This is a genomic window from Pantoea leporis, assembly GCF_028048155.1.
GTDB lineage: Bacteria > Pseudomonadota > Gammaproteobacteria > Enterobacterales > Enterobacteriaceae > Pantoea > Pantoea leporis.
Map to the genome: position 1 here is coordinate 365,135 of NZ_JALMEU010000001.1, position 21,247 is coordinate 386,381.

The following is a 21,247-nucleotide window of genomic DNA, read 5'->3' on the forward strand; positions in this document are numbered from 1 at the left end:
ACGCCATGCGCAGTAAAACTCGCCGCAATGTTAAATCGCAACCGTTTGCGATAGCAGGCAACCGGTTGCGCATACGTTTGCTCGTCAAGATTGACACAAAAACGCATCGGAACAACCTATTATATTGAAAGTAAACAGTATTTTTTGTTCTTTGCATTGGCATGCGCTTTGCAAACTATCTTTAAGGCAATCACCTGCACTCATAAAAAAGCACCAAGGAACCATTATGCCTTACGCACCCGAAACGCTGCTGCGCGCCAGCTTCTTTGATTTCACCGCTCTGGCCGCGCAGCCAGACGACATCGCTGCCAATGCACGCTATCTCGAAGATGGCTTATTAACGCTGCGTGACGGCAAAGTGGTCAGCCTGGAAAGCTGGCAAATCGCGGAAGGGCGCGTTGATCCCACGCGCGTTACCGATCTGCGCGGTAAACTGATCGTGCCCGGCTTTATCGATACCCATATTCATTATCCGCAAACCGAGATGATCGGCGCCTTTGGCGAACAGCTGCTGGAGTGGCTCAACCAATATACCTTCCCGGTGGAGAGCCAATATCACTGTCCCGATCACGCGGCAAAAATGTCGGCGTTCTTCCTGCACCAGCTGCTGTCGAACGGCACCACCACCGCGTTGGTATTCGGCACCGTGCATAAGCAGTCGGTCGAGTCGCTGTTCAGCGCCGCGCAGCAGCTGGATATGCGACTGATCGCTGGCAAAGTGATGATGGATCGCAACGCGCCTGAATACCTGACCGAAACGCCGGAAGAGAGTTATCAGCACACGCGTGAACTGATTGAGCGCTGGCATCAGCGCGGTCGCCTGAGCTATGCGCTCACGCCACGTTTCGCGCCGACCTCGTCGCCGGAATTGCTGGATAAAGTGCGCCAGCTGCGCGAGGAGTTTCCTGATGTCTGGATGCACACGCACCTAAGTGAAAACCAGCAGGAGATCGCCTGGGTAAAAGCGCTATTCCCGGAGCGCGCAGGCTATCTTGATGTTTATCATCATCACCAACTTACCGGCAAACGCAGCGTGTTCGCGCATTGCCTGCATCTCGAAGATCAAGAGTGGCAATGCCTGCATGACACCGATTCATCAATTGCCTTCTGCCCGACCTCAAACCTGTTCCTCGGCAGCGGATTATTCAACATCAAACGCTGCTGGCAGCAGGGCGTGCGCATGGGCATTGGCACCGACGTGGGCGCAGGCACCACCTTTAATCTGCTGCAAACGCTGGGCGAAGCCTACAAAGTCGGCCAGCTACAGCAATACAAACTCAGCGCTTGCGAAGCGTTTTATCACGCCACCTTAGGCGGCGCGCACGCGCTCGATCTGGATGACGTTATCGGCAACTTCAATCCCGGCAAAGAGGCCGATTTCGTGGTGCTCGATGCGGCGGTGTCGCCGCTGCAGAAGCTGCGCAATGCCAACAGCAAAGACATCTGGGAGCGGCTGTTTGTAATGATGACGCTTGGCGACGACCGCAACATCGCGCAAACCTGGGTGAGCGGCAAGCCGGTTTGGCAGCGCGAAAGTGAGGAGCAAATCGCATGATCCAATTCTTACTCAACGATCGTTTAGTCACAGAACACGAGCTTGATCCCAATCTCACCGTGCTTAACTACCTGCGCGGCCAGCAGCAGCGTCGCGGCACCAAAGAGGGCTGCGCGTCTGGCGACTGCGGTGCCTGCACCGTCACGCTTGGTAAAGTCGTCGATGGTCAGATGCAGTATCAGGCGGTGAACAGCTGTTTGACGCTGGTCAGCAGCCTGCAGGGCAAGCAATTGATTACCGTGGAAGATCTCAAGCAGGGCCGCGAACTGCACAGCGTGCAGCAAGCGATGGTGGATTGCCACGGCTCGCAATGCGGCTACTGCACGCCGGGTTTTGTGATGTCGCTGTTTACTCTGCAGAAAAACAGCGCTGGCTGGGATCGACATCAGGCGGAACAGGCGCTGGCGGGTAATTTATGTCGTTGCACCGGCTATCGTCCGATCATGGATGCGGCGCAGCAGGCGTGTGAACAACCTGATGCAGATGCCTTCAGCGCCAATGCACCCGCGCTAGTACAGCGTTTACAGGCGCTCAGCAACGATGAAGTACAGATCATCGAAGCCGCGGGCAGCCGCTGCTATCTGCCGAAAACAGTAGCGCAACTCGCCGAGCTCTATCAGCAATATCCTGAAGCCCGCCTGGTAGCCGGCGGTACCGATCTGACGCTGCAAATCACTCAGCAATATCAGCGCTTGCCGCTGCTGATCGCGCTGGAGCAGGTCGATGAGTTGAAGGTCTGCCACGAAGATGAAACGCATCTATATCTCGGTGCTGCCGCCTCATTGCAGCATTGCTATCAGTTTTTAGCACAGCACATTCCAGCGTTTAGCAGCATGCTGGAGCGTTTTGCCTCATTGCAAATTCGTAATCAGGGCACGCTCGGCGGCAATATTGGTAACGCATCGCCGATTGGTGATTGCGCGCCGATGCTGCTGACTTTAAATGCGCGTCTGGTCTTGCAGCAGGGCAACAAGCAGCGAGAAGTCCCGCTCGATCAATTCTTTACTGCTTATCGTCAAACGGTCTTGCTGCCGGGAGAATTCATTTCCAGCATCACTATTGCCAAAGTGACGGTGTCACCCAACTTTGCGGTGTGGAAAGTGGCTAAACGGCTGGATGATGATATTTCCGCCGTTTTCGCCGCTATCAATCTGCACATCGTGGAAGGGGTAATTGTGGAAGCGCGGCTCGCCTTTGGGGGGATGGCCGCCACGCCGAAACGCGCGCTGGCGGCTGAAGCACAACTGCTGGGCCAACCGCTGCATCTCAGCGCCATCGAAAAAGCCTGCGCCGCGCTGAGTGAGGATTTCCAGCCGCTGAGCGACTTCCGCGCCAGCGCCGATTATCGCCTGCAGGTGGCGCGCAATCTGTTGCGCCGCTACTACGCACAAGCGTCTGGCGAGCTGACCATTACTGAGGTATCGCGCTATGTCTCATAACCGTCCGGAACTGAACGAAACGCTGCTGAAAGCCCAGTTTGCCACCGACATGCAAACGGGCGTTGGGCGCAGCAATAAACATGAAAGTGCTGACAAGCATGTCTCCGGTGAAGCGCTGTATATCGACGACAAGCCGGATCTGCCGGGATTGCTGCATCTCTGTCCGCGTCTGAGCGAGCATGCGCATGCGCGCATCACCAAACTGGATGTGCAGCCATGTTACGCGGTGCCGGGCGTAGTCAGCGTGCTGACGTGGCGCGATGTGCCGGGCCTCAACGATGTCGGTCCGCTCGAACCGGGCGATCCACTGCTGGCGCAGGACACAATCGAATATTTCGGTCAAATCGTCATTGCCGTCGCCGCTGATTCACCGGAAGCGGCGCGTGCCGGCGCCGCAGCGGCGATCGTTGAGTATGAAGCGCTACCGGCCGTCCTCGACGTGCGTGAAGCGCTGGAACAGCGTTTCTTTGTGCAGCAGCCGCATATTCACCAACGCGGTGATGCCGACGTTGCGCTGGCGCGGGCGTCACGCCGTATTCAGGGCGAATTTCACATCGGCGGTCAGGAACATTTCTATCTGGAAACCCAGACGGCGCTGGTGATCCCCGGCGAAGATGACAGCTTGCAGGTGTTCTCCTCGACGCAAAACCCCACAGAAGTGCAGAAACTGGTGGCGGAAGTGATGGGCATCACCATGAACAAAGTCACCATTGATATGCGGCGCATGGGCGGTGGCTTTGGCGGCAAAGAGACGCAGGCGGCGGGCGTGGCGTGTTTGTGTGCCATCGCCGCGCGTCAGCTGCGAAAACCGGTAAAAATGCGTCTGGCGCGCCGCGACGATATGCAGATCACCGGCAAACGCCATCCGTTTTTTGTCCGCTACGATGTCGGCGTCGATGACAATGGTCGCTTCTGCGGCGTGAAGATCGATCTGGCCGGCAACTGCGGTTATTCACTCGATCTCAGCGGATCGATTGTCGATCGCGCGATGTTCCACGCCGATAACGCGTATTACCTCGGCGATGCACTGATTACCGGCTATCGCTGCCGCACACATACCGCCTCGAACACCGCGTACCGTGGCTTCGGCGGGCCGCAAGGCATGGTGGCGATTGAGCAGATCATGGATCACGTTGCGCGCGAAGTAGGAGTAGATCCGCTAGAACTGCGCAAACGTAACTATTACGGCAAAACCGATCGCAACATCACCCATTACCACCAGCAGGTGGAAGACAATCTGCTGGATGAGATGACGGAGCAATTAGAAACCAGCAGCGAATACGCCGCGCGGCGTCGTGACATCAGCGCATTTAACGCCAGCAACCGTTTTATGAAACGCGGACTGGCGCTGACGCCAGTGAAATTCGGCATCTCATTTACCTCCAGCTTCCTCAATCAGGCCGGCGCGCTGATTTTGATTTACACCGATGGCACGGTGCAGCTCAATCACGGCGGCACCGAAATGGGCCAGGGCTTAAACACCAAAGTGGCGCAGATTGTGGCGGAAGTGCTGCAGATTGATATCAGCCAGATTCAGGTGACCGCCACCGATACCGGCAAAGTGCCCAACACCTCGCCAACCGCAGCGTCCAGCGGGGCCGATCTCAACGGCAAAGCGGCGCAAAATGCGGCGCAAATCCTGCGCGATCGCATGACCGAGATGCTGTGTCAGCAACATCAATGCGCGGCAGACGCGGTGCATTTCAGCAACGGTATCGTGCGCGTCGGCGAGAAGCACTTCACCTTCGCCCAGGTTGCACAGCAAGCGTGGCTTAATCAGGTGCCGCTTTCTGCCACCGGTTTCTACAAAGTGCCGGGCATCCATTACGATCGCGCCGCCGGACGCGGCAAACCGTTCTATTACTTCTCCTACGGCGCGGCCTGCTGCGAAGTGCTGGTGGATACGCTGACCGGCGAATACCGTTTGCTGCGCGCCGACATTTTGCATGACGTGGGCGCGTCGCTGAATCCGGCCATTGATATCGGCCAGGTTGAGGGCGGTTTTGTGCAGGGCATGGGCTGGCTCACCTGCGAAGAGTTGGTGTGGAACGACAAGGGCAAATTGCTCACCGATGGCCCGGCCAGCTACAAAATCCCGGCGATCAGCGACGTACCCAGTGATTTGCGCGTCACGCTGGTAGAGAACCGCAAAAACCCGCAGGACACGGTGTTTCACTCCAAAGCTGTCGGCGAACCGCCGTTCATGTTGGGCATCGCCGTGTGGTGCGCATTGCAGGATGCGGTTGCCAGCGTTGATAACTATCGTCGCCATCCGCAGCTGGACGCGCCCGCCACGCCGGAGCGGGTATTCTGGGGGATTCAGCGCTTATCGGGAGCGGAACATGATTTATCATGACTGGATCAGCGTGTTGCACAGCCTGCGGGAAAAACGCGAAAGCTGCGTATTAATTACCGTGCTCAGTGAGCGGGGCTCCGTGCCGCGCGATCGCGGTAGCAAAATGGTGGTCAGCGCCACTGACACTTTTCTCACCATTGGCGGCGGCCATCTCGAATATCAATGCATTGCGCAGGCGCGAGAGATGCTGCAGCAGCGCTGCACCCAGCCGCGCAGTGAAGAGTTTGCGCTGGCTGCGCGTCTCGGCCAATGCTGCGGTGGTCACGCCACTTTGCTGTTTGAACCGCTGATGCAGCAGCAGCCGGAAATCCAGGTGTACGGTGCAGGTCACGTTGGCCAGGCGCTGGTGAATCTGCTTGCCACTTTGCCGTGCCGCATTACGTGGATTGATAGCCGCGCCGCGCAGTTTCGCGCCGTGCCGCCCGGCGTGACGGTGCGTCAGGTTGAGGATCCGATTGATTGCGTGCAGGAAGCCGCACCCGACAGCTATTTTGTGGTGATGACGCACGATCATCCACTTGATCTGGCGCTTAGCGAAGCGATCTTGCGGCGCGGCGATTTTCGCTATGCCGGTGTGATTGGTTCTGCCACTAAAGCCCAACGCTTTCGCTATCGCTTAGAGGGCAAAGGCATTGCGGCAGATACTCTCGCGCGTCTGCGCTGCCCAATTGGTTTAGCGGATGTGAAGGGCAAGTTACCGGCGGAAATTGCCGTCGCGGTGGCGGGAGAAATCATCAGCGTTTATCAACAGCAGGCGATAAGTTGTTGAGTGACGAGGAAACTGCCAGGATAGAACCATCCCGCCGCCACCGTGCGGCGTTGCTGATTATCAGGAGCGATAATGAATTCACGAGCTAATCCGTTTTTCACCGCCAGCACCTTGCCGTATCAAACCCCGCCATTTGACCAGATTCAGGAAGAGGATTTTCTACCGGCGCTGGAAGCGGGGATTGAAGAGAAACGGCGCGAAGTGGCGGCGATCGCCAGCAATCCTGACGCGCCAACCTTCGCCAACACCTTTGAGGCGCTGGAACGCAGCGGCCAGTTGCTGAAGCGCGTGAATCTGGTGTTTGGTGCCATGACTTCCGCCAACACCAGCGATCGCCTGCAGGAAATCGATGAACTGATTACCCCGCAACTCACCGCGCTCAATGATGAAATCTACCTGAACAGCCAGCTATTTGCTCGCCTCGATACCGTTTACCAGCATCGCGGCTCGCAGTGCCCGGATGCCGAAGCGATGCGGCTGGCGGAAGTCACCTGGCAGCATTTCCAGCTGGCCGGTGCCAGCCTGAGCGAAGCGGATAAAACCCAGCTGCGCGCCTGCAATCAGGAGCTGGCCAGCCTCAGCACCCGCTTCGGCAATAAGTTGCTGGCGGCCACCAAAGCCGGTGCTTATGTGGTGAGCAATGTTGCGGCGCTGGCCGGATTAAGTGAAGAAGAGTTGGCGCATGCCAAAGCGGCGGCCGATGCACGCGGCTTGCACGGCGAATGGCTGATTGCGCTGCAAAACACCACGCAGCAACCGGCGCTGCAGGCGCTGGAAGTGCGCGCCACGCGTGAAGCGCTGTTCCAGCAGGCGCTAACACGCAGCGAGCAGGGCGATGATAACGACACGCGCGACATCGTGTTACGCATGGCGCAACTGCGCGCGCAGCAGGCGAGTTTGCTCGGTTTCAAAACCTATGCCGAATGGAGCATGCAGGATCAGATGGCGAAAACGCCGGAGGCGGCTTTTGCCTTTATGCGCAATATTGTCCCTGCCGCGCGGGCCCGCGCGGAACGCGAAGCCGCCGACATTCAGCAGGCCATCGAAGCCGTGCATCACAGTTTTCCTTTGCGCGCCTGGGACTGGAGTTTTTATGCCGAGCAGGTGCGTAAAGCCCAATACGCGCTGGATGAGAGCCAAATCCGCCCGTACTTTGAGCTGAATAACGTGCTGGAAAAAGGTGTGTTCTGGTCGGCCAGCCAGCTGTTTGGCATTCGCTTTAGCCAGCGCCACGATCTGCCGGTTTATCATCCGGACGTTAACGTCTACGAGATTTTCGATGCCGACGACACGCCGCTGGCGCTGTTCTACACCGATTTCTTTAAGCGTGATAATAAAAGCGGCGGCGCGTGGATGAGTAATTTCGTCGACCAAACCACGCTGCTCGGCACCAAACCGGTAATCTACAACGTGTGCAACTACACCAAGCCGCAGGCAGGCCAGCCGGCGCTGCTGAGCTGGGATGAAGTGATCACGCTGTTCCACGAGTTTGGTCATGCGCTGCACGGCTTGTTCGCCACGCAACGCTATCCGAGCTTGTCGGGCACCGCCACGCCGCGCGACTTTGTCGAGTTCCCGTCGCAGATTAATGAGCATTGGGCCAGCAACGAAGCGGTGTTTGCCAACTATGCGCGCCATTACAAAACCGGAGAGGCGATGCCTGCTGAGCTGCGCGACAAGATGGTTCGCGCCGCAAAGTTCAACAAAGGTTACGACATGACCGAGCTGCTGGCCGCCGCGCTGCTGGATCTGCAGTGGCATTCACTGACCACGCACGACAATCCGCAGGACGTCAGCCACTTCGAGCTGCAGGCGCTGGCCGCCGAAAACATTGCGCTGGCGACGGTTCCGCCTCGCTATCGCTCCAGCTATTTCCGCCACATCTGGGGCGGCGGCTATGCAGCCGGTTATTACGCCTATATCTGGACGCAGATGCTCGCCGATGATGGCTATCAAGCCTTTGTTGAACGCGGTGGATTAACACGTGAAAACGGTCAGCAGTTCCGCGAACATATTCTGTCACGCGGTAACAGCACCGATTTGCAGCATCTGTGGCTGGCGTGGCGCGGCAAAGAGCCGGAGATCGGCCCTATGCTGAAAAATCGTGGATTAGAGTCGTAGAACCGCCATTGATGGCGAGCTGGTTCAACCCAGCGGACCGCCTTCAATGGTATCGCACATGCCGGCCAGCACGCGCTCGCCGGTTTCGTTTTTCAAATCCGCATACCACGCCGCCGTCACTTCCGCGTCTTTAGCGTGCGTCACATCGCAGCGCTTACGGGCTTTCAACACCAAATCTTTGGTGCGCTCAACGCGTCGGGCTTCATAGCGCAACAACGCATCCTCAATCCCTAAAGAGTGTGACGCCAGCGTCTGCGCCAGTACCACCGCATCTTCCATCGCCGCACAACCGCCTTGCCCGATATCCGGCGTGGTGCTGTGTGCGGCATCGCCCAGCAACGCCACGCGACCTTTAACAAAGCGGCTAAACGGTTCGATGTCGTGGATTTCCACGCGGTTGGTGGTTTCCGGATTGAGGCGTTCAATCAGACGCTGCACCGGTTCGGCCCAGCCGCTGAAGTAGCCTTTGAGATCGTTTTTCAACGTTGCGCGATCTTCCGGCAAGCCTTTTGGCAGCGGAACATCAAAGAAGAAGTAGAAGCGGTTATCGCTGACCGGCATCAGCGACACGCGTTTGCCTTCGCCGACAAAAGTGGTCCATTGATCGGCGGGCGCAATCGCTTCATCAATCGTCACCAGGCCGTTCCAGTTGACGTAACCGGCGTAACGACGTTCCACGCATTCACCCAGCACATAGTGGCGGATCACCGAGTGCGTACCATCGGCGGCAATCAGAAAATCACCTTCGGCCTGGCTACCGTCATCAAACCAGGCGGTGACGCCATGCTCGGTTTGCTCAACCTGCGTGACGCGTTTACCAAAGCTAATGCGCGAACGTCCGTAGGTATCGATCAGCATCGCCTGCAATTCGGCGCGCGCCACCGGATAGGGATATTCCCCCACCTGCTGCACCAGCGGTTTCATGCTGAAGCGGGTGAGCGTGCTGCCGCTGTGCGCATCGTTGTAGGCCATAAACGCCATGTTGCCGCCCAGTGCGCGCAGCGGCTCTTTCATGCCCAACGCGTTGAGACATTTCACGCCGTTGGGCCAGATAGAGATCGCCGCCCCCACCGGCTTCATCTCTTTCACTGCTTCAAATACGGCGGTGTCAAAACCCGCTTTCTCCAGCGCAATCGCAGCACTCATACCGCCAATGCCCGCGCCAATCACAATCGCTTTCATATCCGTCTCCTTTGCTATGCATTAAAGACTGCAACTTTTGTACCAGGTTGGAAGATTGGCCGAATGGAGGCTAACTCATTGATTTGAAATCAACGAAGCAGCATCTGATCTTGCCGCTCTGCACTACAGTGGCGCACGTCCATGCACTGCAGCAGAGCAACTTCTGTGAAAGAGTGAATCGATTGTTTCAGCATGGTAATTGGCCCCGCAGCAGCCATACTCATTACACCCGTTCTGCGAGGACTCAATCATGAAATGGATAATGGCTTTTACCTTGCTGTTCAGCGCCAGCGTGCTGGCACAACCGCAATGGCAGCCGGAGCGAAAAGCACCGGTGGTGCAGCTGACGCCGATTGCCGCGAAGTGCGATGTTTCAGCCTGTCAGCAAAACTGCTATGTGCAGCAATCACAGTGTAAAAATGACCATAACGGCGGCTGCGGCTCGCTGGCACAAATTTGCGTACAAAACTGTGCCAGTCAGTGTCGTTAAATGAAATAAATCTGTCATAACCGAGTGCTAGCGTGTTTCCCCGGCAAGGTAATATTCTGATAACAGGGGAAAATAATGAAAACCCGCTTCACACTGATTGCAACGGTTATTCTGCTGGCACAGCAAGCACATGCGGTTTCACTGCCCGATGCGGCCGCGCTGGCAGGCTTAACCTCTACCGGTTCCACCTCCGCTTATAGCGATCTCGAGCAGCAATCGCTACAGGCTGAACGTCAGGCGCTGCAAGGTGATAGCAGCACGTTGACGCGCGAGCAACTGGAAAAAGCCAAACAGACCGCGAAACAAGCTGACACGCAGTGGCTGAAAAACAGCGGCTACGATTTCAAAATGAAAGAGAACCAGCAGGCCGGAATTGCGCTGCTTTCAGGCTTTAGCACGTTGCCCGCTAGCGTGCTTGATGCCAGTCAAGCCACCGTTACCCACATCAATCTGAACGCCACGCTAAATGTGCGTCATCAGGCTCTGGCCGATGCAGAAGCCATCAGCTATCTCTATTTCCTCTCCGATGCGCTTGGTCCGCGCCTTGGCAAAGCCTTCCTCGCCGCTTACGACAAAGGTGAGATAGGTAAGGCCGCCGCGCTAATTAAAGCCAGTGAAGTCAGCACCAGCGCGGCGAAAAAGCACTTTAACTATCCGCGGCCGTTCCTGCGTGAAGGCAACAGCATCCATCTGGTGCCGGACGATGTAGTGGTGAAGGATAACGTGCGTTACACCGCCGACGGCGGCTCTTTCCCGAGTGGTCACACCAACACCGGTTATACCGATGCTTTGTTGCTGGCCGAAATGGTGCCGGAACGTTTTGAAGCATTGGTGACGCGCGGCGCACGCTACGGTTATTCGCGTTTAGTGTTGGGCGTGCATTACCCGCTGGATGTGATGGGTTCGCGCATGGTAGCGCAGCGCAACGTGGCGAATTATCTCAACGATGCGCGCTATCAGGCACTGTTTAGGGAAGCGCGTAATCAGTTGCGTGCCGCGCTGGAAAAAGAGTGTGGCACGTCGCTGGCAGAGTGTGCGCGCAGCAATGGCAATGACGATCCGTATCGCTCACCGGCGATGAAGCAGTTCTATCGTTTCACCATGAGTTACAACCTGCCGAGAGCCAATGTGCAGAACGCGCCTGTCAAAGTCCCGCAGGGCGCGGAGATCCTGCTAAAAACCGCGTTGCCGCAGCTGTCTGATGCGCAGATTCGTAGCCTGATGGTGAAAAGCGCGCTGCCAAACGGCTATCCGCTGTCTGGCAATGATGCAGATCAGTCATTCTGGCAACGTGTGGATTTAACGGCGGCGTATGCTTTAGCGAAACCGGCGCGTTGATAGGTCGCTCGCCATGAATGGCTATCCTGCAAAAGCGAAAGCCTTGTCATCCTTTAATCCGGCGATCAAGCGCGAAGGGCGATGACGTGGCTTGTGCCAGGAGGGCCGCAGCGGCGGGATGGTCGGGATTGAGAATGGCGTTGTCTTCGCCGGTCAAAATGCTGGGTACCGTTAATAGCAAAGGAAAGCCGCCTTGCACATCGAGGAATGCGGCGCCAATCGCCTGTGTCTCTTCTTGCTGCTGATACTTTTGCCAATCGTCGGGCAGTTTATTGCTGTCCAGCGCCATGATTTCGCTCTCAGGAATCGGCAGAGTAAAAATCACAAAGCGACTTTTCTCCAGCATCGCTTTACCGGCATGCACCACCAGTTCCAGCGTGGCGAGCGCCTTTGAACTGCTGAGATACACCGTCTTAATGCCGGGCGGATTCCAGCGTCCGCCCCATTTTTCAGCGCCAGCGCCGCTAAATGCCTCGCTGGCGTGCTCTTCTTTCACGAGTCGATAAAACAGCCGAAAGGGAGCATCCGGTTCCTTCCGTTGCGTCATTACACAATCACTCCGTGTTCCAGGCGACCAATCAGCGTTAACACCGCATCACAACCCGCAGGCGTGCTCAGCATCTCCATCGGCAATGCATCATCCAGTGCCAACGCAGGTTGATACATCCAGTGCATGGCAGCGTCAACGTCACCGGCAAATAATTGCAATACGGCATCCAGAATTTCGAACACCTGATACACGCGCGCACCTTGCTCCACCGAGAGTTGCGATCCGGCTTTCTCGCGGCGGCGATAGGTATTGCGATCGATAGACACCATCTGGGCCACATCCAGCGGCGTTGCTTTCAGCACCGTGGCCGCGCGTTCAACGATGCCGACATCCAGACCTTCGGTGATCAACTGGTGCGCTTTCAGCGGATTACGCGGTAAGCCCATTTGATCCATAAACGATTGCTGAGCGTGCTGGATCAGCGTGGGATCGAAGACGCGTGCGGCATTGCCGTGATTGAATGGGGATGCAGTTGTCATAACAACCTCCTGAACAATGTTCATTTGAACATTTTGATAGCTCAAGTGTACATCACTGCGCAGGGGTTGTCATTTTTTATACGATCTTAAAACTAATGCATTGTTAATAAACAATAATCAACTGGCTTCCTGCCACATCTCGCGCATCGCCAGCTCCAGCTTTTTAAACACCCGATAACGTACGTCGTGAAACGCAACGCGCTCTGGTCGCGGCAACAATTTGCCGGGATTGATCTGCACCGCCTGCTGCGCGGCCTCGGCAAGATTGCGCCACGCGCCGACGCCCACACCGGCACACAAGGCGGCGCCCAGCGCGCCGGTCTCTTTGCACTCCGCCACGCGAATCGGTATGCCTAACACGTCAGCAAACATCTGCGGCCAGATGCAACTGCGCGCCGCGCCGCCCGACAAAATGGCCTGCGTAAAAGGGATGCCTGCCGCACGCAAGCGATCAATATGCGCCCGATGGGCAAAGGTCACGCCTTCAAACAGCGCAAACAGCATATCGGCGCGTGTATGCCAGCCGCCTAAGCCATAAAACCCGGCCTTGGCCGGTTCCGATTTGCGTCCGGAATAAAGATAAGGATGATAGAGCGGTAGCTGGGCATTGGGTTGCACGTGCGCCACGCTATCGCTGCTGCGCGCCGCGCCCTGACCGCCGCGACCATCGTCAAATTCGCGCAGGAACCAGTCGAGATTCGCCGCCGAGGTGGCGCTGGCCTCAATCGCCATATAACGATCGGACTCAATAATGGAGTTCATAAATACCGGGCGCAGATAATCGGGTTTATCCACCACCACCTGATTGATGCTCCACGTACCGGCGACAATCGAGGCTTCACCGCTGTTCACCACGCCAGAACCCACGGCGCTGGCCACCACATCAAATATGCCCGCCACCACCGGAATGCCCGCCGGTAATCCGGTGAGCTGAGCAGCCCGGTCCGTGACATGGCCAACCACCTCGCAGGATTCATGCAGTGCGGGCAGCAGGGCGAGCGCGTCTTCGATGTCGTACAGCGCCATCAATTCACGGCTGTAGCTGCGCGCACGATAATCAATTAAGCCGGCACCGGCGGCATCTGAAAAATCAGCGCTAATCGCACCGCTGAGAAAATGGGCGATAACGTCTTTCGCCAGCAATAAATGTCCGACTTGCGCCCAGCGCTCGGGTTGATGTTGCTTAATCCAGCTGATCAATACCGGCGTTGCCGCAGGCCAGGGTTTTTGCAGCGAAATCTGGTAGATGCGCTTATCCGCGCCGCTCATTTCCAGCGCGTGCACCTTGTCACAAGCTCGATGATCGATAGATTGAATACCAAACAGTGGCTGCTGATGCTTATCCAGCGCGTACAAACCGTTGCCGTGACCGGCCGCGCCAACCGCAATTACATCGCTCGCGGGCGTCTCCGCCTGCTGCAGACAACGGCTCACCGCATCGCTGACGCCATGCCAGATATCCGCCACCGGCCGTTCGGCGTAGCCTTCCTGCGGACGATGGGTTTCTCCCGCGCACTCGGCCACCGACAATACGCGACCGCTGAGATCAAACAGCACCGCTTTGATCATGGTGTTTCCGGCATCAATACCAACTATCTTCATATCCGACTCCGTGCAACTGGCGAAGACGGCGCACCGCTTAAGCGCCGGTGCAGGTAAGGCTCAACCCTGCTGATAGATTTCCAGGGCGTCCGCGCCGCTGACGCCCTGATGAATAATCGCCATCAGCGCTTTCACCACGCGTGACGGATTATCGTGTTGATAAACATTGCGGCCATACACCATACCGCTGGCACCTTGCGCCATCAGCGCAGCACTTTTCGTCAGCACGCCAGCCAGTTCACCTTTGCCGCCGCCGCGCACCAGCGTGGGACAGCGCGCCGCTTCCACCACGCGATGAAAATCTTCCACGTTCTCAGTGGGATCGGCTTTGATGATATCGGCACCTAACTCACGCGCCAGCCGCACCAGCGGCACAATTTTCTCGACATCGCCGAGTGAGCCGTAAGCCGCGCCTTGTCCGGCGGGGGCCATCACCAGCGGCTCAATCATCAGCGGCATGGCGTAGCGATCGCAAGCCTGGCGCAAGCGGCCAATATTTTCGACGCACATGCGGAAAATGCCCGGTTCATCCGGGATCAGATAGAGATTCACTACCACTGCGGCGGCGTCCATCTGCAACGCGGCAAGAATCGGTTCGTCCGGATTGTGCAGCACTGCCCACATTTCACGGTGACGCGCCGCGTTATAGGCATTGCCCACATCGGTGCGCATCACCAGCGCCGGTTTACGTCCCGCCACACGCTGCAGCAGATCAGCCTGACCGTAGTTGACCTGAATCGCATCCGGCTGCGCGGCGATCAGGTTATCCATCACGCCCTCAATATTCTCCAGTCCGATGAGAAAATCGGGCTCGTTGGCGATACCGTGATCAATGGCGACATCCAGACATTTACCGTGCTGAAACAGACGCTGCATGCGCACTTTATTGGTTACTAACATGTCGTGTTTCCTCCTGAAAAACCGTGGGGTAAAGGCCGGTAAGTCCGTGCAACCGTGCCAGATTGGCGCAGCCGCGTTGCAGCTGCTGCGCGAGTTCGCTATCACTCCAGCCGAGCGTCGCGGCCATGATCTGCGCGATCTCCTGCACCAGCGGCGCGCTTAGTTCACCGCAAATCGCTAGCGAGGTGCGGCGCACCAGCAAATCCTCCAGCTGACAAACCTGCTCGTGCTCAATCAGATACTGCAATTCGACATCGCTGTAGGCGGCGTGATGCTGCAACATTTGCTCGCCGTGCTGCTGGATCAGCGCCAGCAGCGGCAGGGCGCGGCTGCCGTAACGTTTGGCGAGTTGCATCACGCGCGGCAGCGGCACGCCATAACGCTGCGCCAGTTGCGCCAGCCACGCGGTTTGTCCTGAAGGTTTGGGGAAATCACGTCCGCCGCCAATCGGCACATCACCACTCGAGACCTGACGTTTTTCGCCGAGCAGCCGCAGCACGCGATCTGCCGCCTCTTCACCAAACTGGCGGAAAGTGGTCCATTTGCCGCCGACTAAACAGAGCGTGCTCCAGGCGCGATTGGCGTCAGCCGGCAACACCACTAACGAGTGATTGCGCGAGATTTGGCCGTTAAGTTTGGCCTCGCTGGCGGGCAGCGGACGCACGCCGCAGAAGGTGTAAACGATGGCGGAATCCGCCACCTCGATATGTGGGAAGACGAAGCGCAGTGACTCCAGGATATAACTCTTTTCCTCCTCTTCGCACACCACCGCATCGGGATCATCCACGCGGATATCGGTGGAACCCACCAGCACCTTGCCAAACCACGGAAACATGATGCAGACGCGGCCTTCCTGGTTTTCGAAATAGACCATTTCGCCATCCAGCATCTGCAGCAATTCGGGATGGTCGAGGATCAGATGCGATCCTTTGGTGCCGCCAATCAGCTTGGGCAGATCGCGGTTGGAGGTGATGCGTTGGTTAAGCTGGTCGATCCATGCGCCACCGGCATTCACCAGCACATGCGGTTGCAGGCTAAATCGCTCACCGCTCAACGCATCCTGCAAAATAACCGTTTCGCCCTCAGCGCTGACCAGCTGCAGATAATTGAGCGCCAGCGCCTCTGGACAGGCTTTTTCGGCATCATCAATCAACTCAAATCCCAGCCGTTCCGGCGCGCTGATCCACGCATCGTAATAGCTGGCGCTGTATTTCACCCAAGGCGCGAATCCTGGCCAGCGGTCACGCGTGGCGGCTTCATTGCGCACCTGATGCTTCGGCATCGATCCATATTGGCGGGTGTAAATGTCATACAGGCTAAGCCCGGTTTTGATCAGCAACGCCCCGCGCCGCGTCGGTTTATCGCTCAGGCGTAGAAAACGGCGGGTAGCATTCACTAAACCGCCAGCGAGATTATCGATCGGCACCGTGGTGCGTAGGGGGAAAACATAGTGCGAAGCATTTTTCAGCAGGCGATCGCGCTCGGTGACCGACTCTTTGACCAGCGTAAATTCACCGGTTTCCAGATACCGCAAACCGCCGTGAATCATGCGCGACAGCGCACCGCTGGCGGCCTGACACCAGTCGCCTTTTTCCACCAGAATCGCCGGAATGCCCTGCAGCGCCAGCTCACGAAAAGTGCTGATGCCGTTGATGCCGCCGCCGACAATCAACACCGGTGTCGATGAACGCAGGCGCAGGGCGCTCAGGCGTTGTTCGCGGGTTTTAATGTTATCCATGAGATGCTCCTCGGCTCAGGGCCAATTCCAGTACGCCTGCCGCAGTCGATTCATCAGTGACCATGCCTTTCAGCCACTGACCGTGCAGCACGCAGTCAATCGGGTCCACTTTGTCACGACCAGCCACCACCGCCATTGAGAAGGGAATGCGTTGCAGTTCAGGCAACGTCAGGCCAACCAAACGCCGGTTGGCATCGAACGGAGCCGGTTGGCCGTTAGCATCCAGCAGCCAGGCTAACAGTTCACTGCGCGCACCGCTGGTTTCAATGCTGGAGGAAGCATGGCGCGCCGAGAGGTTAAGATCGTAGTAGCTGGAGTTGTCGCTATAAATTGATCCTAAACCCACTACCGCTAACGTGGCGTTACGCGCTTTATCCAGCACCTGGTCGACGGCGCTAATGCCCATCAGCATGTCGCGTTCATCGGCAGAATCAGTAAAAAGCGGGGCGTGAATCTGCCATGCGTGTCCGCCAAGACGCGCCGCCATTTCCGAGGCCACATGATTGACGTCGGTGTAATGTTTGCCTTGCACGCAGCCCAGCGCGGGTACCACTTGAACATCGTATTTACGTGAGGGTTGTAATGCTTCAACCAGCGCACTTACACCTTTGCCACCAGTAATAGCAATGACATCGCCATCCTTTAAGCGTGATAACAAATATTCTGCCGCCGCTGCGCCGACCATTTGCAGACTATGCTCCTCACTGCGTGCAACGTTCGGCGCCACCACCACCTGTTGCAACTGACCGAGGGCAGCCAGATCGCTCTCCAGTTGATGTGCTGAAAGCCAAGGGGATTTGATGGTGATTTCCACCATGCCGCTCTCCTTGCCCTGACGTATCAGACGATTAACACTGGCAACCGATAAGCCGGTTTCAACCGCAATCTCCGACTGTTTCTTGCCATCGAGGTAATACATCACCAGAACCTGGTAAATCTGACGCGCGCTATGAAACGCAGGGTGCTCATTAGCGAATTCCATGGGCGATAATTCCTTATGCAGCACGGTATTTATTCAGTAAGTGATCGATTGAGACGGCGGCCAGTAAAATCAAACCTTTAATCAACTCCTGCCAGTAAACGGAGACGTTGATTAATATTAGCGAGCTGGTGACGATCGACAGCAATGCAACACCAAGCACCGCGCCAAGAATTGAGCCAGTGCCACCTTTCAGACTCGCGCCGCCAATGACCGCCGCTGCAATGACATTCAGTTCCATACCGACACCAAAGGTTGGCGTTGCAGAGCCAAGACGTGCCATATAAATAATGCCGGCGAGTCCTGCCAGCGTAGAGGTCAGTACTGTGACCCACAATTTGATGCGATTAATGTTGATGCCGGAATAGGCGGCGGCACGTTCATTACTGCCGGTGTAGAACACTTTGCGAAATAACGTGGCTTTACGCAGCAAGAAGTCGAACAGTGCGACCAGCACGAAGAACAGCAGGATAACGAACGGAACGCCCCACAGAGCGCCCTGGCCGATAAATTTGAAACTCACGGGCAGGGTAAATAATGATAGCGGCGTTCCCTGAGTGACGATCATACACAGGCCGCGCACGATAACCATCGCCGCCAGCGAAGCGATAAAGTGACTCAGGCCGATTTTTGTTACCGTCAGCCCCATTAAAAAGCCAACCAGCGCCGCCGCCGCAATGCCGCCTACGCTCGCCAGCCAGGGATCCACGCCGCTAAGAAATAGCTGCCCAGCGACCACCATTGAAAGACAAACCACTGCGCCAACCGAAAGGTCGATACCGCCAACTATTAGCAGAATAGTCATGCCAATCACCACAATGCCTTCAATTGAAAACGACAGTAGCATCGCCTTCATGTTGGCCCAGGTGAGAAAGTAGGGGGAAGTGAAACTCATCACCACGAAGATCAGTGCAATGATCGCAATCAGTCCCACTTCGCGCTGTTTATGAATGCCGCCAAACAGAGACCAACGCGATTTTTGCAGTGTAGGCAAGGTGGTATTCATTGTCATACAGCCTCCGCTTCTGGAATGATGCCAGCCGCTAGCCGCATCAGGTTCTCTTCATTCATTGCCTCACCGGTCACTTCTCCGCTCATGCGCCCTTCATGAATCACGATGATGCGATCACACAGGCCAATGAGTTCCGGTAACTCTGATGAAATCACGATTAAACCCACACCGCTGGCCGCCAGTTTGGCGAGAATACTGTAGATCTCAGCCTTGGCGCTGACATCCACGCCACGTGTTGGTTCGTCAAGAAATACAATTTCCGGCTGTACCGATAATACGCGTGCTAGCGCGACTTTCTGCTGATTCCCACCTGATAGCGACGACACCGGATCGCTTAATTTGGCAAGCTTGAGTTTCACTTGCTTTGCCAGCGCCTCTGCCTGCTGACGCTCAAGCTGCGGACTGATCAACAAACGATGATGACTGACTGCGTTGACATCCAGAGCCGAAATGTTCCATTCGATCGGCATCGCTAAAAAAAGTCCGGCATCTTTGCGATCCTCCGACAAATAGACCATGCGCAGCGCAATACTCGCGGCGTAATCCCTCAATGTCACAGCTTTGCTCTTGATACGGATTGCGCCACGTTTGATGGGCAGTAAACCGCAGATACCCTGCGCAATTTCGCTGCGTCCTGCCCCCATCAAACCGCCAATGCCAAGGATTTCGCCGGGACGCAAATCAAAATTGATATCGTGGAAGTGTTTGCCATCGCCAAGCTCACGCACTTCAAGCAATGGTGAAGCGGCGCTAACTGGGCGTTTATCAGGATAGAGTTGCGACAGTTCTCGTCCGACCAAACGTGTAATCACTTCATCGGGCGTCATGTTTTGCAGCGATGAACTGTGTACCGTAAGGCCATCGCGCAGAATGGTGACGTGCTGGCATAGCGCAAAAATCTCTGCCATGCGATGGCTGATATAGACCACTGAAATACCTTGCGCCTGCAACTGGCGCACAATCGTAAACAGCGTTTGAGCCTCTGGTTCGGTTAGCGCGGCGGTGGGTTCATCCAGAATGAGCAGGCGACAATCCAGCGTCAGCGCTTTGGCGATCTCCACCAGTTGCTGCTGAGAGAGAGAAAGTTCACCCACTTTTTTAGTCACCGCTATCGGCGCGAGTCGATTCATCACCTGCTGCGCTTTTTCACGTAGTATTTTATGCGGCATGAGCACGCCGCGCTGGCCAGCGGCATGCGCCATCCAAATGTTTTCATAAATGCTGATATCAGGACAAAGAGCAATTTCCTGATGTACCAGACCAATGCCAAGACTCTGTGCTTCACGTGGTGAGCGAATGGTCACGGCCTTGCCACACAGCAATATCTCGCCACCATCTGGACGCAAAATGCCATCAATAATGTTCATCAACGTTGATTTTCCAGCGCCATTCTCTCCGGCCAGCGCATGAATTTCTCCCGCGCGGAGGGTGAGATCTACCCCCTGTAAAGCCCGTACCGCGCCAAAACTTTTAGTGATGCCACGTAATTCCAATAGTGCTGTCATAATCGTCGCCTTACTCATTGATGCCTTTAGTGCCGCGGCGTTTCAGATAAGCATCCCAGCGGAAATCATCGGCGTTGTCTTTAGTCACCACCGCATAACCGTTATCAAGGATTGGGAAGGCAAAAGGATTGGTCCCGTTGCGTTTGGCGTCATTCATCGGATCGATCAGTTCAGGATGAGCAGCAAGGAACAAGGTCATAAAACCCATATAGCCCTGGATGCCCTGATTTGGATTGATTGCGCCAAATACCTGACCGCTTTTAATCATATCCAGCACCTTAGCGTTGACATCCACGGTCATCACTTTCACTTTGCCGCCGTTTTCAGCCACTGCCTGCGCAGCACCAATCGCAGAGCTGGCTTCCGGCATAAAGATGCCTTTCAGATTGGGGTTCGCCTGCAACATTGAGAGTACGGCGTTATAGGCTTTCGAAGGGTCCTGATTCGTCGCAGCGCGTGCGACTAATTTGCTGTCAGGAAAGGCGGTTTTCATCTCATTAATAAACGCAGTGACACGCCTATCGTGATTATCCTGACCGGGGTTTTCCAGCACCGCAAATTCGGCACCTTTACCCATTGCTTTCCCTAGTTCGTCGGCTGCAGCTTTACCCTCACGGAAATTGTCTGAGGTGATATAAGCAACGCGTTTACTGTTAGGTGAATCGGCGGCAAACGTCACCACTGGAATGCCCATTTCAGCAGCACGATTAATGGGCTCAATAAAGGGGTCAGGATTCATCGGATGAAGAAAAATACCGGCGGGTTTTTGTGCCAGGATTTGTTCAAAGCTTGAGAGTTGCTGGTTAACGTCATAAGCGGGTGTGCCACCGTATACGGTCTTACAGCCCAGCTGATGCGCAGCCTGCTTGAACATTTCGTAAACCGGGAACCAATACTCTACGCCTGTCACCATCACGTTCATGTAGTAAGTTTCGCCGGGTTTACAGCGAAATTGAGGCGCATCCGCTGCTTGCGTGATGCTGGTGAAACTGCCCGCCATGAATAAACTGGCGAGTAGAAAAGTGATTTTTTTCATGTTTATTCCCCGGAACTGACGCTGAATGTGTATGGCTCAGCCGTGACGACAAAACGCGGAAAAACGAGCCGGGGTTAACCTTGAAAATTATTTCTTATGCATGAAATAATTTTCAAAAGGTATAAAAGCTGGCGGGGAAAAGATCAAACGTTGGTTAATGAATTGTTTCTGACTTGTGAGTGCGTTCACTAATTGC

At 56.0% G+C, this 21,247-nt stretch carries 17 protein-coding genes; 7 read left to right on the forward strand and 10 right to left on the reverse strand.

The features are described from left to right. Positions 1 to 226: 226 nt before the first annotated feature. From guaD to dcp, 5 genes are all read left to right on the forward strand, one after another. Positions 227 to 1,555, forward strand: a complete 1,329-nt coding sequence (guaD, locus tag MWH02_RS01725) for a guanine deaminase (protein ID WP_271459756.1) — start codon at positions 227 to 229, stop codon at positions 1,553 to 1,555. Then, complete coding sequence (xdhA, locus tag MWH02_RS01730) at positions 1,552 to 2,994, forward strand: xanthine dehydrogenase small subunit (protein WP_271459757.1); 1,443 nt, start codon at positions 1,552 to 1,554, stop codon at positions 2,992 to 2,994. The genes guaD and xdhA overlap by 4 nt, the downstream gene beginning before the upstream one ends. Beyond that, complete coding sequence (gene xdhB / locus MWH02_RS01735) at positions 2,984 to 5,350, forward strand: xanthine dehydrogenase molybdopterin binding subunit (RefSeq protein WP_271459758.1); 2,367 nt, start codon at positions 2,984 to 2,986, stop codon at positions 5,348 to 5,350. Before xdhA ends, xdhB begins: the two co-directional genes overlap by 11 nt. Next, positions 5,337 to 6,119: a xanthine dehydrogenase accessory protein XdhC gene (gene xdhC, locus MWH02_RS01740; protein WP_271459759.1), complete on the forward strand. Its 783-nt coding sequence runs from the start codon at positions 5,337 to 5,339 to the stop codon at positions 6,117 to 6,119. Before xdhB ends, xdhC begins: the two co-directional genes overlap by 14 nt. A gap of 72 nt (positions 6,120 to 6,191) precedes the next feature. Beyond that, the gene (gene dcp / locus MWH02_RS01745) at positions 6,192 to 8,240 is read left to right on the forward strand and encodes a peptidyl-dipeptidase Dcp (RefSeq protein WP_271459760.1); all 2,049 of its coding nucleotides are present in this window, start codon (positions 6,192 to 6,194) and stop codon (positions 8,238 to 8,240) included. 24 nt (positions 8,241 to 8,264) lie between these two features. Here dcp and hpxO read toward each other — a convergent pair whose 3' ends face one another. Continuing rightward, positions 8,265 to 9,422: an FAD-dependent urate hydroxylase HpxO gene (gene hpxO, locus MWH02_RS01750; RefSeq protein WP_271459761.1), complete on the reverse strand. Its 1,158-nt coding sequence runs from the start codon at positions 9,420 to 9,422 to the stop codon at positions 8,265 to 8,267. Between the two features lie 250 nt (positions 9,423 to 9,672). On the opposite strand from hpxO, the gene MWH02_RS01755 reads away from it, so the two are divergent. After that, positions 9,673 to 9,912, forward strand: a complete 240-nt coding sequence (locus MWH02_RS01755; RefSeq protein WP_271459762.1) for a hypothetical protein — start codon at positions 9,673 to 9,675, stop codon at positions 9,910 to 9,912. A 75-nt stretch (positions 9,913 to 9,987) separates the two neighbouring features. Beyond that, positions 9,988 to 11,250 carry an acid phosphatase gene (locus tag MWH02_RS01760; protein WP_271459763.1) on the forward strand — a complete coding sequence of 421 codons (1,263 nt, stop codon included), beginning with the start codon at positions 9,988 to 9,990 and terminating at the stop codon, positions 11,248 to 11,250. A gap of 46 nt (positions 11,251 to 11,296) precedes the next feature. Here MWH02_RS01760 and MWH02_RS01765 read toward each other — a convergent pair whose 3' ends face one another. The 9 genes from MWH02_RS01765 to MWH02_RS01805 all read right to left on the reverse strand — a co-directional run bounded on the left by MWH02_RS01765 (position 11,297) and on the right by MWH02_RS01805 (position 21,051). Continuing rightward, positions 11,297 to 11,797 (reverse strand): RES family NAD+ phosphorylase, encoded by a 501-nt coding sequence (locus MWH02_RS01765; protein ID WP_271459764.1) that lies wholly within the window; start codon positions 11,795 to 11,797, stop codon positions 11,297 to 11,299. After that, complete coding sequence (locus MWH02_RS01770) at positions 11,797 to 12,279, reverse strand: Xre family toxin-antitoxin system antitoxin (RefSeq protein WP_154193487.1); 483 nt, start codon at positions 12,277 to 12,279, stop codon at positions 11,797 to 11,799. The genes MWH02_RS01765 and MWH02_RS01770 overlap by 1 nt, the downstream gene beginning before the upstream one ends. Before the next feature lie 117 nt (positions 12,280 to 12,396). Then, positions 12,397 to 13,881 (reverse strand): FGGY-family carbohydrate kinase, encoded by a 1,485-nt coding sequence (locus tag MWH02_RS01775; RefSeq protein WP_271459765.1) that lies wholly within the window; start codon positions 13,879 to 13,881, stop codon positions 12,397 to 12,399. 60 nt (positions 13,882 to 13,941) lie between these two features. After that, positions 13,942 to 14,781, reverse strand: coding sequence for a class I fructose-bisphosphate aldolase (locus MWH02_RS01780; RefSeq protein WP_210080679.1), 840 nt, complete (start codon positions 14,779 to 14,781; stop codon positions 13,942 to 13,944). Then, a complete protein-coding gene (locus MWH02_RS01785; protein ID WP_271459766.1) occupies positions 14,765 to 16,519 on the reverse strand; it encodes a glycerol-3-phosphate dehydrogenase/oxidase in 1,755 nt (584 codons plus the stop codon). Before MWH02_RS01785 ends, MWH02_RS01780 begins: the two co-directional genes overlap by 17 nt. Continuing rightward, positions 16,512 to 17,501 (reverse strand): sugar-binding transcriptional regulator, encoded by a 990-nt coding sequence (locus MWH02_RS01790; protein ID WP_271459767.1) that lies wholly within the window; start codon positions 17,499 to 17,501, stop codon positions 16,512 to 16,514. Before MWH02_RS01790 ends, MWH02_RS01785 begins: the two co-directional genes overlap by 8 nt. Before the next feature lie 13 nt (positions 17,502 to 17,514). Next, a complete protein-coding gene (locus MWH02_RS01795) occupies positions 17,515 to 18,510 on the reverse strand; it encodes an ABC transporter permease (protein WP_271459768.1) in 996 nt (331 codons plus the stop codon). Beyond that, positions 18,507 to 20,015, reverse strand: coding sequence for a sugar ABC transporter ATP-binding protein (locus MWH02_RS01800; protein WP_271459769.1), 1,509 nt, complete (start codon positions 20,013 to 20,015; stop codon positions 18,507 to 18,509). Before MWH02_RS01800 ends, MWH02_RS01795 begins: the two co-directional genes overlap by 4 nt. A gap of 10 nt (positions 20,016 to 20,025) precedes the next feature. Further along, positions 20,026 to 21,051, reverse strand: coding sequence for a substrate-binding domain-containing protein (locus MWH02_RS01805; protein WP_271459770.1), 1,026 nt, complete (start codon positions 21,049 to 21,051; stop codon positions 20,026 to 20,028). Between the last annotated feature and the right edge of the window lie 196 nt (positions 21,052 to 21,247).